The 12,834-nt window shown below is 56.3% G+C and carries 16 protein-coding genes; 9 read left to right on the top strand and 7 right to left on the bottom strand.

Annotated elements, in window-relative coordinates:
- Nucleotides 1-78: 78 nt before the first annotated feature.
- Complete coding sequence (locus AB8B29_RS35205; protein ID WP_439007158.1) at nucleotides 79-318, bottom strand: transcriptional regulator; 240 nt, start codon at nucleotides 316-318, stop codon at nucleotides 79-81.
- 148 nt (nucleotides 319-466) lie between these two features.
- Between AB8B29_RS35205 and AB8B29_RS35200 the strand changes: the two genes are divergently transcribed.
- From AB8B29_RS35200 to AB8B29_RS35185, 4 genes are all read left to right on the top strand, one after another.
- Entirely contained in the window at nucleotides 467-1,591 is a 1,125-nt protein-coding gene (locus tag AB8B29_RS35200; protein ID WP_439007157.1) for a hypothetical protein, read from the top strand.
- 400 nt (nucleotides 1,592-1,991) lie between these two features.
- Nucleotides 1,992-2,285, top strand: coding sequence for a type II toxin-antitoxin system ParD family antitoxin (locus AB8B29_RS35195; RefSeq protein ID WP_113134420.1), 294 nt, complete (start codon nucleotides 1,992-1,994; stop codon nucleotides 2,283-2,285).
- Nucleotides 2,286-2,287: 2 nt separating this feature from the next.
- Nucleotides 2,288-2,656 carry a type II toxin-antitoxin system RelE/ParE family toxin gene (locus AB8B29_RS35190; protein WP_439007156.1) on the top strand — a complete coding sequence of 123 codons (369 nt, stop codon included), beginning with the start codon at nucleotides 2,288-2,290 and terminating at the stop codon, nucleotides 2,654-2,656.
- A 228-nt stretch (nucleotides 2,657-2,884) separates the two neighbouring features.
- A complete protein-coding gene (locus AB8B29_RS35185; RefSeq protein ID WP_439007155.1) occupies nucleotides 2,885-3,097 on the top strand; it encodes a hypothetical protein in 213 nt (70 codons plus the stop codon).
- Nucleotides 3,098-3,344: 247 nt separating this feature from the next.
- Here the strand turns inward: AB8B29_RS35185 and AB8B29_RS35180 are convergent, their stop codons facing one another.
- The 3 genes from AB8B29_RS35180 to AB8B29_RS35170 form a co-directional block, all read right to left on the bottom strand.
- Entirely contained in the window at nucleotides 3,345-3,656 is a 312-nt protein-coding gene (locus AB8B29_RS35180) for a type II toxin-antitoxin system RelE/ParE family toxin (RefSeq protein ID WP_439007154.1), read from the bottom strand.
- Complete coding sequence (locus AB8B29_RS35175) at nucleotides 3,653-3,928, bottom strand: type II toxin-antitoxin system ParD family antitoxin (protein ID WP_112441224.1); 276 nt, start codon at nucleotides 3,926-3,928, stop codon at nucleotides 3,653-3,655. Before AB8B29_RS35175 ends, AB8B29_RS35180 begins: the two co-directional genes overlap by 4 nt.
- Nucleotides 3,929-4,678: 750 nt before the next feature.
- Entirely contained in the window at nucleotides 4,679-5,155 is a 477-nt protein-coding gene (locus AB8B29_RS35170) for a hypothetical protein (protein ID WP_439007153.1), read from the bottom strand.
- Between the two features lie 183 nt (nucleotides 5,156-5,338).
- Here AB8B29_RS35170 and AB8B29_RS35165 point away from each other — a divergent pair, with 183 nt between their 5' ends.
- The 3 genes from AB8B29_RS35165 to AB8B29_RS35155 all read left to right on the top strand — a co-directional run bounded on the left by AB8B29_RS35165 (nucleotide 5,339) and on the right by AB8B29_RS35155 (nucleotide 6,607).
- The gene (locus AB8B29_RS35165; protein ID WP_439007152.1) at nucleotides 5,339-5,824 is read left to right on the top strand and encodes a hypothetical protein; all 486 of its coding nucleotides are present in this window, start codon (nucleotides 5,339-5,341) and stop codon (nucleotides 5,822-5,824) included.
- Nucleotides 5,825-5,848: 24 nt separating this feature from the next.
- Complete coding sequence (locus AB8B29_RS35160; protein ID WP_113134427.1) at nucleotides 5,849-6,088, top strand: lysozyme inhibitor LprI family protein; 240 nt, start codon at nucleotides 5,849-5,851, stop codon at nucleotides 6,086-6,088.
- A 261-nt stretch (nucleotides 6,089-6,349) separates the two neighbouring features.
- A complete protein-coding gene (locus AB8B29_RS35155; RefSeq protein WP_113134428.1) occupies nucleotides 6,350-6,607 on the top strand; it encodes a hypothetical protein in 258 nt (85 codons plus the stop codon).
- A 504-nt stretch (nucleotides 6,608-7,111) separates the two neighbouring features.
- Here the strand turns inward: AB8B29_RS35155 and AB8B29_RS35150 are convergent.
- A complete protein-coding gene (locus tag AB8B29_RS35150) occupies nucleotides 7,112-8,326 on the bottom strand; it encodes an IS701 family transposase (RefSeq protein ID WP_439006094.1) in 1,215 nt (404 codons plus the stop codon).
- A 307-nt stretch (nucleotides 8,327-8,633) separates the two neighbouring features.
- Between AB8B29_RS35150 and AB8B29_RS35145 the strand changes: the two genes are divergently transcribed.
- Nucleotides 8,634-9,224 (top strand): TetR/AcrR family transcriptional regulator, encoded by a 591-nt coding sequence (locus tag AB8B29_RS35145; protein WP_439007151.1) that lies wholly within the window; start codon nucleotides 8,634-8,636, stop codon nucleotides 9,222-9,224.
- 69 nt (nucleotides 9,225-9,293) lie between these two features.
- Nucleotides 9,294-10,346, top strand: a complete 1,053-nt coding sequence (locus AB8B29_RS35140) for a helix-turn-helix domain-containing protein (protein ID WP_439007150.1) — start codon at nucleotides 9,294-9,296, stop codon at nucleotides 10,344-10,346.
- A 41-nt stretch (nucleotides 10,347-10,387) separates the two neighbouring features.
- Here AB8B29_RS35140 and AB8B29_RS35135 read toward each other — a convergent pair whose 3' ends face one another.
- Nucleotides 10,388-12,301: a DUF4344 domain-containing metallopeptidase gene (locus tag AB8B29_RS35135; protein WP_439007149.1), complete on the bottom strand. Its 1,914-nt coding sequence runs from the start codon at nucleotides 12,299-12,301 to the stop codon at nucleotides 10,388-10,390.
- Nucleotides 12,302-12,359: 58 nt separating this feature from the next.
- Nucleotides 12,360-12,834: DUF4424 family protein (locus AB8B29_RS35130; RefSeq protein ID WP_439007148.1), on the bottom strand; the 475-nt coding region annotated here is incomplete at its 5' end.

Here is a 12,834-nt window from a genome sequence, read left to right as displayed (position 1 = left end):
GAAAGAGAGTTTGCCTCAGCACCGGACCGACCGCGTCGCCATTCGTAGTGAAAACGTCGAGGTGTCGGTACCGGTGCTTCAGGAGCTTGACCTCTCGATGCGTCTCACGCGCACGCCAAACCAATCATCACCTTCAGAAATAAATTCAATACCGGCCTCTTCCAATACCGTACGCAGATGATCAATGGTTGATTGTTTCAGCTCTTCGCCCCGTTCGAGGCGAACAAGCGTATTGGTGGAAACCCCTGCCCGCTTGGCAAACTCCACAATACCCCAATCCAGAGCCGCTCGCGCCATACGGAATTGAACCGCCAACATTTAAAATCGCCATTTTTTGGCGAAACTTATTGCTCCGCCAAGTTTTCCGGTTACAATCGAGAATCTGCTCAACTGGCAGACGGCCAAGCGGGGCGTTCGTACCGCCCTGCCTGACCTAACCACAACCTAGCTATCTGGAGCTTGGATCATGGCTGATTCTGAGAATAGCAGAACTTTGCCTGCAATTTCGCGTGGAAATGAAAAACCTGAGCACGGGACGTGCGAAGGCCTACCTCCAATCATCGATCGCCGAAACCTGCTTTCAGTCGCCACACGCCTCCTGCGCGCATTGATCGCGGAAACCCCGCAGCGAAAGGCGAGTGGTCCTACGCCCGTCAGAGAAATGTGGCCTCGATGGTACGAGTACCATCAGGAGCACATGAGGGTCATCCGTCTTAGAGAAAAGCTGCAGGCGGAATTGCTCGAAGAGGCCGGCGATCTTCCCGTCGTTATGCTTCCGAATGTCGGAAAGGATGGCGTCGTCGAGGTCCGCTCTTTTGCCGACCTCAATCGAATGGCCCCTCAGCTCGATGCAGATCACCTGTCTCAGGCGCGAGCCGAGCTTCGTCGGCGCCGGAAACGATGGAAGGAAGTCGATCGGCGCCTGGGATACAGTGCAATCGTCGCTCGAGAACAAGAAATGGCGGAACGGGCTGGGATATCCGGACGCGTCATGTGGATTACACGGCCCTCCTCGCTGATCGAAGTCACCGCAAAGCTCCACTGCCTGATCGTCACGCACGATGCCAGTCTGAAGCTTGTGGATGCCCCGTGGCCCGAACTACGGACAATGCTGAAGGATCTCATCCGCATTTTGGAGAAGTGCGGGCCGAAATCATGCAATGGATTTGCATACCCTGGAAAAAAAGCGGGCGTACTCGGCATTCTAAATTTGGCGATGCAGTACCAAGACGCAGCCAACAAGCTTGGCGAGGGCTCGTCCAAGCCCAACCAGGCACCACGGCGTCTTCTGGCGCTCCATGCGATGGAGCTTTATCTGAATGCATTCTTGCTCGCCAAAGGCGTGGACCACGCAACGATCCGCGGTTTTCGGCACGACCTCGGCGAGCGGGTGCGTATAGCGTCTGAAGCTGGCCTTGTTCTACGCAAACGTACGATGGCGCATCTGGCAACGCTCTCCGCTAGTAATGAGTGTCACGTCATCAGCTATGCCCCAGAGCTCACGTCCACGCTGTCACAGGTGAACCGAGTGATGGCGACTCTCGATGAACTCTCGCGGAAGGTGCGAAAGGTGTTGCGGGCATCGTCATGATTACGCCTTACCTGGGCAGGGCTGGCGAGCGTACCTCAAGTCCTCAATATTTGGCTTACTCTTGAGATCCCATCAGGGGTGAGTAGGGGCCTGCACCGTGGCAGAGTGAGGTCGCTTCTAGAAAACTCTCTGGAGGGATCTGAATCGATGCCCCACTTTATATTCATTTTTAGATGAATGACATCAGGCCCCGCAGTTGACAAAATTTCTTGATTTTTCAATTTGGCAGCATACGCGAGCCTTCCGGCCCCGGAAAGCTGTGGGCCGTCGAAACTTAAGCCTTGATTGGCGCCACGGCTCTCAAATCGGATCGCCTCTACTTGAAATTTCGGCCATATGGCATAATATGCCATATGGTGATAGAAGAGCACTTGGACATAAGCTGACCGGAGAATCGAAAATGCCGACACGAAACGTTGTCCTCACCGACCACCACGAAGCAGTGATAGACAAGTTGGTAAAGTCAGGCCGCTATCAGAACGCCAGTGAGGTTCTGCGCGACGGCTTGCGGCTGGTCGAGCAGCGCGATGCCCTTGACGTCGCCAAGCTGGAAGCTTTGCGCGAAGCGGCTCGCGTTGGGTTCTTGGATATCGAGGGCGGCCGCTTCGCCAATGTGAATGACGACGAACTCGAAGGGTTTATCAGTGGGCTCGGACGGCAAGCCGGCCAGCGCGTCAAGAATATGTCCCGATAACCATGCCGTCATTCCGTATTTCCACGTCGGCGCAAGCCGACATCCTCGATATGCTTGCCTGGACGCAGGACAAATTCGGAGAACTCGCGCGTCTTAGATACGAGCGGCTTTTGGTGACCGCAATGCGGGACATTGCTGCTGAACCCCAACGCGTCGGAATTGTCGAGCGACCCGAACTGGGCGATCATGTTTGCAGCTACCATCTGCGGCACAGCCGAGAACGTGCGAGGCATGAGAGCGGCATAGTTCGTCAGCCGCGCCATTTACTTCTTTTCCGATTTGCCCATGCCGACCTCGTAGGCATTGGTCGGGTGTTGCACGACTCGATGGAGGTCGAGCAGCATTTGCCAGCAAATTACGGCGATGAATAAGAGCAGCGCTATTCTAGAGAATCGACCGCTAGGTTAGCAGGTCCTTCTCGTCCATTGACGGAAGACCAACGTGGCTTTGTAATATGTGAAGGGCAGACGGTTGAGCGTAAGGGCTTTTCTTTGGGCGAGTGTCCGGAGATTACCGGAAATCCTGTCCGGACTTTTCCGAAACCCGCAAACCTCACCAATATCCGCGGTTCTCGGCACGATCTCGGCGAGCGGACGCGTATGGCGTTTGAAGCTGGCCTTGTCCTGCGCAAGCGTACGATGGCGCATCTGGCAACGCTCTCCACAAGCAACGAGTATCACGTCGTCAGCTATACCCCAGAGCTCATGTCCACGCTGTCACAGGTGAACCGAGTGATGGCGACTGTCGATGAACTCTCGCGGAAGGTGCGAAAGGCGTTGCGGCCAACAGCACATCGAACTCCTCCGGATTGAAAGACACGTCGTTGAGATATTCTTAAAGCTCCTGCGAAAAAAGCGAACGGCGCCGAACTCTAATGCAAGCAATCTGCATATTTTGCCAGGGACACATCACCCATCGCGACTGTGACCCAACAGAGTGCATCCAGCCTCAACCTCGTCATCGCAGCGATCGCTTGCAGCAACCCCACCAAAATGACCGACACTGTCCAACGCACAGTGTCTGAGGTCGTTGCAGGCGCGATTCACACGATAGCTTCTGCTATTCCTCGCCCTCTCGCAAATCTGCTTCATAGTCCTGCCCGCCGTAATAGACCCCAAGAATATTCACCGTGCCGACCGCCACCTCGAACAATATCGTTACGCGCCTACGAAATCCAAGTGTCCGCAAACCCGGTCGAAGATCGTCGCGGCGCGTTCCTCTCTGTGGGAAAGTTTGCAAGCCCTCGCAATGTTCTACGATGGAATCAACATATCGTGCCGCCACATTCGGCGACGCCACCGCCCCGATGTGGGTTTCCAGCTCATCAAGCTGTTGCAGGGCTTCCGGCGCGAAGTAAACCCTGTGCATCACGCTGAGGCGGACCGCTTGCGCTTGTTCGCAAGATGTTGACGCACCTGATCCACGCTCAGCGCCCGGGTCGGATCGGCCTTCAGTTCGTCATAGGCGGCAACTCCTTCGGTGCGCAGCCAATGCTCAAGAGCCTTGTCGCGCGCCTGCAATGCACGCAGACCGTCGCGGATAACCTCGCTCTCGCTGGCATACTCGCCCGACGAAACCTTTGTCTTGACCATCTGCGCCATTTCATTCGGCAATGTGACGCTGAACTGTTGCGTGCTTCGCATGGGGCAACCTCTCTTCTTAGGTCCTATTGGATAGGATTAAACACTATCACATGTAGACATCGTGTGGAAGGAAATCGAGTTAGTTTGCACGGAACCTTGTCCCTAGGATACCCACAGAAGGTCTGAGCGCTGTCGTTGGACCGACGTAAAAAATCGAACAAGATCGCCATCGCGTTCTGACCAAGCAGGCCCAGTTGGCCCGAGGCTGCGATTTCGGCCAACTCAAAGTACGTTGTTGGAACATCGTTTGCAGGATTGACCATTTAAATGCCGGTTCGTGACATTACGCTCCACATTGAGGACCGTTGCAGTGAGTACGGGTATCTCGAGTTCTGATTTCGTCGGTCAATGGAGCCTGAGCTTTGCCGACATAGATTTCATCAATTCCAAACCGGGCGCTGCGAGGCTTGGCTTGGCCACGCAGTTGAAGTTTCTCAGCGCTCGCGGTTTTTTCGCCGACGATGGCACATCCAGCGGTCGTATATCGGCTCTATCGAACGCGGCGGAAAAAATTCGACCGTGATAACGCTGGAGAAGATTGCAGTCGCGCTGTCCTACGATATTTCGGAGTTCTTTGCTCGTTGGCGGATAATGTGATGGCAGTCGAACCACTTAGAAGCGGACGGCGGTCCAAAAAACGAGCGGACAATTACACTTCCAATCGACACATTCATCGATGCCGCAACAATTTCGACGATGCACGGTGCCGGCGATCGCCCGGAAGCAAAAACTGGCCCATCAAGGCCCATTTCACTCGCAACGGTTCGGCGCTGCGAGGCTCTTCACCAGCTTCTCGATGAGCCCACCATAGCGCTTTTGGTCGACCTTGGGATACTCAAGCGAAAAATTTCCCATTGCTCCATCGCAGAGCGCGATCTCTCGCACATAGAGGAAACGGTCGCCGCGGCTGCCGGAATAGCTCGCCCAAGCGCTCGCGTGCTTCTCATAGGAAATGAGCCAGCCGTCTTCGGCATACGACTTGCGTCGGCTGCTGCTCTCCGCCTTGAAATCTCGTTCCATGATGTTGTTACCCCACACCAACAGCTTCGCCGATCCATCTGGCGACTCGAGGCTCATGCCATCATTATTGTCCGCGACTGAGACGACCTTGAACTCGGATGGGAGATCGATGGAATACCCGAACCTCGAATTCAGGTAAGGCTTGTCATCAGCTGCCAAAGCCGATGTCGACAACAAGCAAAAGATGATTACCCCGCGCGCAAACATATGTTTCCTTTCATTCGATACAAAACCACTCCGGCCGAGTTGGATCCCCGCAGTAGGCCTTGTGATACCTGGTGATACCTGCTTGCCTAACGATTCGCATATGGACTTTATATACTGATCGTTCTATCTATCTCGCCAACGGGCGCCGGCTGAGCGGTGCCTTCCAACTGCGCGAGAAACCCCATGAGCGTAATGACGAGAGTGTCGGTCCTGTTGTTTGCAGCGGCCGTTATGACGAGTTGTGTGCCCGCATCACAGGCAGGAGCTCCGATTGCCAATCGATCGGCTGGCAACATTACTCCTGATGAGTGGGCCAATGTCATCGCCATGGATCAGAAGGCGGTGAACGCAGGTGTGTTGGCCCCGGAGATTATCCCGATCGACCTCACTCTTTCGAAGATGATTCCTGAAGGGCAAGTGATCGTCGCCTCGCATGACCAGGCCAAGGCACGGGATTGGTCGCGACGATATCATGCTCTTATCGCGAGAAGGAATGAACTCGATCAGAAGTCTGCGGCAGCGCATCCAATCCACTTCAATGCCGTGCAGAGCGATCCATGCCTGTCCCCCATGGGAAAAGATATTTGTACGCCTCCACAGCCCGTTCAGACCCAGCAAATGTGCTCGGTGAATTATGGTGACACCGTTGGCTTGGTGCCCTGCGGTTAGAGCGCACTTCTGCCACTCTGCAGGATGAGCGTGCCACCATTCCTTGCTGGCGGCCTCATCGATAAGAAGATCTGCGACAATGCGAGTCTCAAGGCGGCCGACGCGGCCATCGGGCAAGCCTATGCCGCCCTTCTTAAAGAGACACCAGATCCCGAAATCCGGGCCATGCCGGTAAGCAGCCAACGCCGCTGGATTGCAGCACGCAACGATGTGCTCGGATGGCGCTGTCATTCCCGTCGGCAAGATACATCGCGCCATGGTTGAACGCATCGACCGGCTTAATGATCGCTCGAACAAGGGGACTTGTCGGGCTCGGGCATGGTGCAATCGTGCTCGATCAACATCGTCGAGTAAACCGCCACGACCGGCGTCAAGCTCATGCGTACCGTGCCTGATTATCCAATACGCCACATTCCAGAGCCTTCAATTGGCAATCGCTGACAGCGTTGGATCTGGACTATAGCCGAAAATGTAACTGGTCTTTTGACCTGAAAAGGCTCTCTCCGGGCCCACCAGGACGCTCACATGACGCCGAAAGAAGAGTGGTTACAGTACAGCGGGTGGATTTCAGGCGAGGAAGCCTGGTTGCGCGACAGAATCGCGTCTCTGTTCGATATTGAGAGTCCCAATGAGGCGCAACAACAGCTCCTCCATATGGCCAGCTTGCGATTGACGCTTTTGGATCTTCCGTCTGCAGCCTATCCAAATCAAGAACGGGAGCTCAGGGCCTTGGCGGAGGCTGAATTTGGATTGCCACCCGAAGAGGACTGCGCCACCTCTTGATTTCGACCTTCGTATGTATCCGTTTGCGGACCTTGGATATAGTCCTTACCGATCCGGTCGTTAATCACGACCTGCGTCCGTGAGGCCTGCGCAGGAGCGTCGGCGTATTAAGCTCCGCACTCGGTGCATGCTCGGTTTCAAGTCGATGCCGAGGACATTCCCTCCGGCAATCGAGATGATCCACATGACGCGAAAAACGCCCCGCTTTGGCCAGGCAGATTACCCTGTAACGGCACGCAGGCCGTTGCTGAGGGGGGACGTTGAGCATGAACACCAACAGGGCAAGGAGAGCGGGGGCTGATCACAATCAGCATGCCAACAAGGCGGCGCCAATTGCGCCGCGTAACTAGCATTACAGTTGCATTTTTGCTTTCAAATGCGCTCGTCGAGCGGCAGCCTGATGGGCGCGCCTCCAGCATGACCACGCGATGACGTAGGCGGGCTTTATGCGACGCTGGGCAAGCCTTGTGGCGATGCGCCGGACTTCCTGGATAGACCAGCGGATTAAATCCTGATGGGCGGCATCCGCGGTCTTTTTTGGGGCGTCACGTCATTGGCGCGATACCGGATCACCGCCATCATGGCGAAGGCGAGCATGACCAGGGAGACGTGGCGATGCCAGCCATGCCATGACCGGGTTTCGTTGTGATCGAGTCCGAGCTCGTTCTTGGCGGTCTCGAAGCTATCTTCGATGGCCCAGCGATGGCCTTCAACGGAAACGAGCGTCTGGATGCCCGTTCCGGCCGGGCACCATGTGGTGAAGAATGCGAGATCGCCGTCGCTGATATTGCGCCGGATCAGGAGGCCACGGGTCCAAAGGCCCGTTTCCGTCTCGTTATATTCGTCGGCATGGAGATCGGCGAGTTCGCAGTAGGCCCAGTCATGAAGCCGCGCGCCTTTGGTGCCATCACCGGCGGAAAGACGCTGCCATGCTTTTGGATCGAGGTCACGGGCGATCTCCTGAGCTGTGCCGGCGACCGGAGGCTTGCCCGACCAGGAGCCGAAATGGTGGTCCGATTTAACCCCAAGAACGTAGCCTTTGCAGGCTCCGCGCAGGGTCCCTTCAACGTCCCCGACGCCATAGACCGCATCTGCAGCCACCCATGAAAACGGCACATCGGCTGCCAGCGCACGCCGTATCATATCGACAGCCAGGCCTGGCTTGGTAGCGAAGGCTATAGCCTCAGGAACATGGGTGGCTGCAAGCCTTGCCGGATCACCGGTCCAGCTCTTGGGCAAGTACAGGGCTCGATCGATAAAGGCATGACCGCGAACGGACACATAGGCGGCGAACACACCGATCTGGCAGTTCGCTATCTTGCCTGCCGAACCTGTATATTGACGCGAAACACCGCACGATGTCTTGCCCTGCTTGAGGAAGCCCGTCTCATCGATGACCAGGACCGCATCATCGGCGGCGAGGTTTTCCACAACATACTCTCGCACGATGTCGCGAAGTCCATCCGCGTCCCAGCGTCCGCGACCCAAAATGGCTTGCTGCCGCCACGGACCGGGATCCCCGGCCGCCTCAGCGCGCATCCAACCTGTCTTTCGCCGCTCGTCACCCAGCAAGCCGTCCAGGAAAAGGTTCGCGGATGCTGCAACTCGCTCCTGCGTAAACAGTCGCCGCATACGAGCCTTGACGTCACGCAGCGACGATGCCCAAAGTTCCAGCGTCGTCTCGATTGATGCACCCATCATCCATGACCTCCGAATCATGGAGACCCATAGATTCAGAGTTTATAGAAATATGCAACTGTAATGCTAGATAGAGCGAGGGGGGCAGCTATGCACCGTGTTGTGATGGAGCAACACAACTGGCCATCGCAGTGGTTGCAAGCAGCCGGGCAAATATGCTCCTCAATAAGGTCATAAAATCTCTCACCGTTGTTTGCTTGCGCTTCGGAGCCGGTGTCGATATAAAATAGATAGAACGATCGGTATGTAGTGTTCAAGGCGGGCCGCCACCTGCAGCTGCGGGATGGGTTGTTCTATGGGTAACTGAAGGACTTTGGATGAGAGGCCGATGAGTTCGAAGAAGGAGCAACTTATCAAGGTTGCCACGGACCTATTTTCAAGGCACGGCTTTCATCCGGTCGGCGTCGACCGAATTCTTGCTGAAGCCGGCGTCGCCCGCATGACGCTCTACAACCATTTCCCGGGCAAGGACGATCTGATCCGCGCGGTACTCGATCGCCGTTATCAAGATATCATGGCCAGTCTTCGCGCATCCGTTGAGCCAGCAGCCTCGGCAAAGGAACAGTTGAGAGCTATTTTTGCGTGGCACGAGAAATGGTTTGCCGCTCCGGAATTTTCGGGCTGCCTTTTTGAGCGCGCGCTCGCTGAATTTGGAACCGACTATCCGAAGATCTCCATGATCGCCATTCAGTATAAGACAACCATGACGTCATGGATGGGCGACATACTGAAGACCCTTTTGCCAGAGCAAGCAGCGGCACGCACCGCTTCAATCCTGATGATTCTGCTTGATGGCGCAACAATCGACGCTCGAGCTTTTCACGATCCGACGATTGCATCAAGAGCGTGGAATGCTGCGGAGACGATTATAAAGCAGGAAGCAGCGACGGCCGCACCGAAGCCGGTGCAACACGACTGATGAGTCGGGACGACCGCAGCCTTCATCGCGATCGTTCCCTCAGCATTTTAGGCGGTGGACAGAAGAAGCATGGCGCAAATATCCTCGACCCCCATATTCAATTTTTCCACTCTCGACTTTCCCAAAAAAGACCGATTTCACGCCTGGGTGAAGGACAATCACTGTGATTGCAGATTGCGGGATGGTGATCATCTAGCCTTCAATGCAGAAGCGACTGGCGCTTCTCTCGGCCCCCTTATTCTATCCGGCAGAAAGTGGCTCAATCAGGATGGGGCTCCCACATATGAAGTTCATCGAACCCAACGGCACATCCGAACCGACGGTCATGATTTCTTTCGGTTCACGCTGGTCCTCAGCGGCAGACTTCTCTGCCGATGGACAAGTCCCCAATCCATCAAGACGGCTGGCGATCTGTTCGTTCTCGATGCTGCCCAAATCAACGAATCCATGGTGGAGGTTGGCGATGTAATTTCCCTGGTGGTGCCGAGGGATCTCCTGCCAAGCCAGACGGAGCTCTTGCATGGACATACGCTGGCAACGGGCATAGGTCGTCTTGTCGCAGATCATCTGCTTTCGTTGCTCCAGAACCTAGCAAACCTGGGTGAGAACGAGATTCCCTATATCGTCCAATCGACCCTTCAGCTCTTGGCGGCGGCGGTTTCTTCGACGCCGCATGTGCTCGCTGAAGCAGGCAGCCCGATTCGCGATATGCTGCGTAGCCGAATCCTGCGCTATATCGATGCGCATTTGCTGGACGCCAATCTCACGCCTGACGGCATTTGCCGAGATGTCGGGCTGTCGCGCGCAAAACTCTATCAGTTGTTCGAAGGCAGTGGGGGCGTCATGCGGCAAATACAGCGCAAAAGATTACGTCGTGCTTACCAGATGCTGGCAGATCCCAACCGTCCGCAGCCGCATATTGCCGAGGTCGCCTGGCGTCACGGCTTTTCGAACGAGAAGTACTTCTTCCGCCTATTCAAAGCCGAGTTTGGCCACACGCCCGGTGAGACCCTGGAGAACATTCGCGCCTCTGTGTCGAAGCAAGCGGTTCCTCAGCACCGTCCCGAAGATGCCAATCTGCCCTCGGGCTGGACATTGCCTTTCGGCACACCCGATCATTGAGCCTATCGGAGGCGGATCGCATAGGGCCTTCCATCATCCGTTCATTTGGCGAACGGATTGCTGTTTTTGTCCCACTCAAGGGGATTCCCACCCGCCGCCGGCTGCGGGGCCGGCGCATTCTGCTGACTGGTGCCGTTTCCGCTATCACTGTCTGATTTCGGCTGGAATCTGGGCGAAAAGTGCGGCAGCAGCAATCGCGCCCAGGAACGATTGATCTTCGCGGCTTCGTCCGGACAGCGCGCTGCCCGCTCTTTGGGCAACATCCCGTTGTCGACGATTGCGCCATTATCTTGCGGGTCGAGCCCGTAGACCATGCACAGCAGATTGAAGTAGCGTTGTGCGTCGAGCGAATGTTCGTCGGCGAAGGCGGCGACATCCGGGCTGCCGGAAGACTGGCTGTTAATCTTGAACCAGACGGACGCCAGTTGCAGGACACGCGCGATGTCGTTCTTGTTCTCGCTGTCGTCCACATGCGCGAGCAGCATGACCGAGGCGAGCTGATCGACCGAATCCTCTTCGCGCCCGACGGCGGGAAGATCCAACAGATCGATCAGCGCATGTCCGGACTCGTGCAGGAGGATGAAGCGGAGATTGTCGCGCACGAACTCGATGGTCAACGCCTTGGGATCGGAGGCGCCCTTCGAGAGAGCCTGCCCCATTTGCAACAGGCTGTCGATCATCTCATAACAGAGGAAAACCGCGCCGTTCTTCTTGTCATAGAACGCGTTGATCGTGTTGCATTGCCGGGTAACGTAGTGCAGGGGACGTGGCGTCACGAAGAGACCGTCGAGGCCTTCGATTTCCGGAATGTTCAAGAAAAGGTGCGTGTCGACGGCCCACTGATAGGCATAGTTGAACTTGGAGTCTTCCGGCGGGAAATAGTGATAGACGAAACGTAGTCCCTTGCCATCCGACGTGACGAGCGAACCATCCGAAGGCGGCGGAAGCGCGCCCTCCTTCTGCTCCGTAAGACCATCTTTGCCGCCGGATTGGGAAGTCTGATTAGCAGCCTGACCATCATTCTGCTGGGGTTGAGCCTGCGTATCGGCTGGCTGACCTCCGGAACCACTGTCGCTTGCGGGACCGTTCTCGCCTGAGGAAGTGCCCTGGCCATCGGCGCTGGCGAGATTGGCAAGCTGTACCAGGGTTGGATAGCTCGGATCGCCGTCGGCCGGATTGTCGCCAAAAGGGTAGAAGCTGTTGGAGATGAGTACCGAAATATTGTCGACGACCTTGCTGGCTTCGTTCGCGGTCCAGCTCAGGTCGTAACCACGTATGTCGTTGCTCTTCTGCTCGAAGCGGGAATAGAATTTTCGATCTCCCGCCGTACCCGACAGGATAAACCAGTTCGGCCGCTTGAGCTGATAGGTGACCGTGCTGCCCTGCTCATTGGAAAGGCTCTTGAACAGCGCGTCGATGTGGCCCGGACCGGAATTTGGAAAATGCGCAGTCTTCAGGGTGAGCGCGCCGTCAGCGGTTTGAAGGGTTTCGCCGCCGAGCGTGTTGTCCTGCCGTTCCGTGAGCAGCGCTGCTGGATAAGAGATGGTTACGCCGGCCTTGGAGCCGTCCAGAGGGCGCCACTGCAGTTGCTTGCGCAAGTCGAGGGCCGCGCCGCCCAGTTCCAGGGTATCCCGGGCAGAAAGCTTGCCAGTTGAAGGCCGCTTGTGATCGCCCTGATAGCTTGCGATGGCATTGCGGCTGCTCTGCCCGAAAGAGCCATCTGCGAAGCCGTTGTAGTAGCCAAGCACAATCAATCCTTCCTGGCTAAGGCGTTTCTCCCAGATGTTAAGCGCGTTCTCGATCGATTCCGAGCTGTTGAGATCGAGTCGAGATGTGCTTTGGTTTGAGGTTTGTGCGAGTGCGGGCCGGACCAAGGCGGACAACGGGAGGGCAAGGAGAAAAGCCAGCGCGACGATTGCGTTTCTGGAAGAGTAGCGCTTCGGGGTGAAGTTCATTTTGCGCGGGCTCCGGTTCTCGGGATGGATGGCCAAAGGGATGGGGAGGGCGCCGACATCATTGAACCGGCACGATTTTCAGCAGGAGCACGTCGATATCGCGATCGGGCTTGTAGTTCTTTGTATCGAGCTCGAACTGGGTCGGACTGATCTTCTTCACGCCGTTGCCGCAGAAGGAGACCAGCGTCTTTGGATCGCCCTTATCGACGATCAGCTTGAAATCGCCGATCGGCCCCGCCCAGTTGCCGCCAGAGGTGATGACATAGGACAGATATTGCTCGAAAGCCTGAAACGTCGTTGCGTTGTCGTCAGCGACCTTTTTGTAGAGGCCGCGCGCCGCCTTCATGAAGGCTTCGTCGGTGCAGAACCGCTCGCGATAGAACTTCAGCTGATCCTCCCCCATGTCAGGCGAGCCAAGCGACAGCGAGGATTGACTGCCGACGATAGGGACATAGGTCTGCTGGACGATCAGATCCCTCCCTCTGGGAAAGGTCTGGTTCCGCCAATATTTCGATCGCAGCGTCCAGAGCGGA

It is taken from the genome of Rhizobium sp. 11_C7_N12_5, from assembly GCF_051811145.1.
GTDB lineage: Bacteria > Pseudomonadota > Alphaproteobacteria > Rhizobiales > Rhizobiaceae > Rhizobium > Rhizobium lusitanum.
Note: the sequence above shows the minus strand (reverse complement) of the source record. Positions and strands in the feature narration are given on the sequence as shown.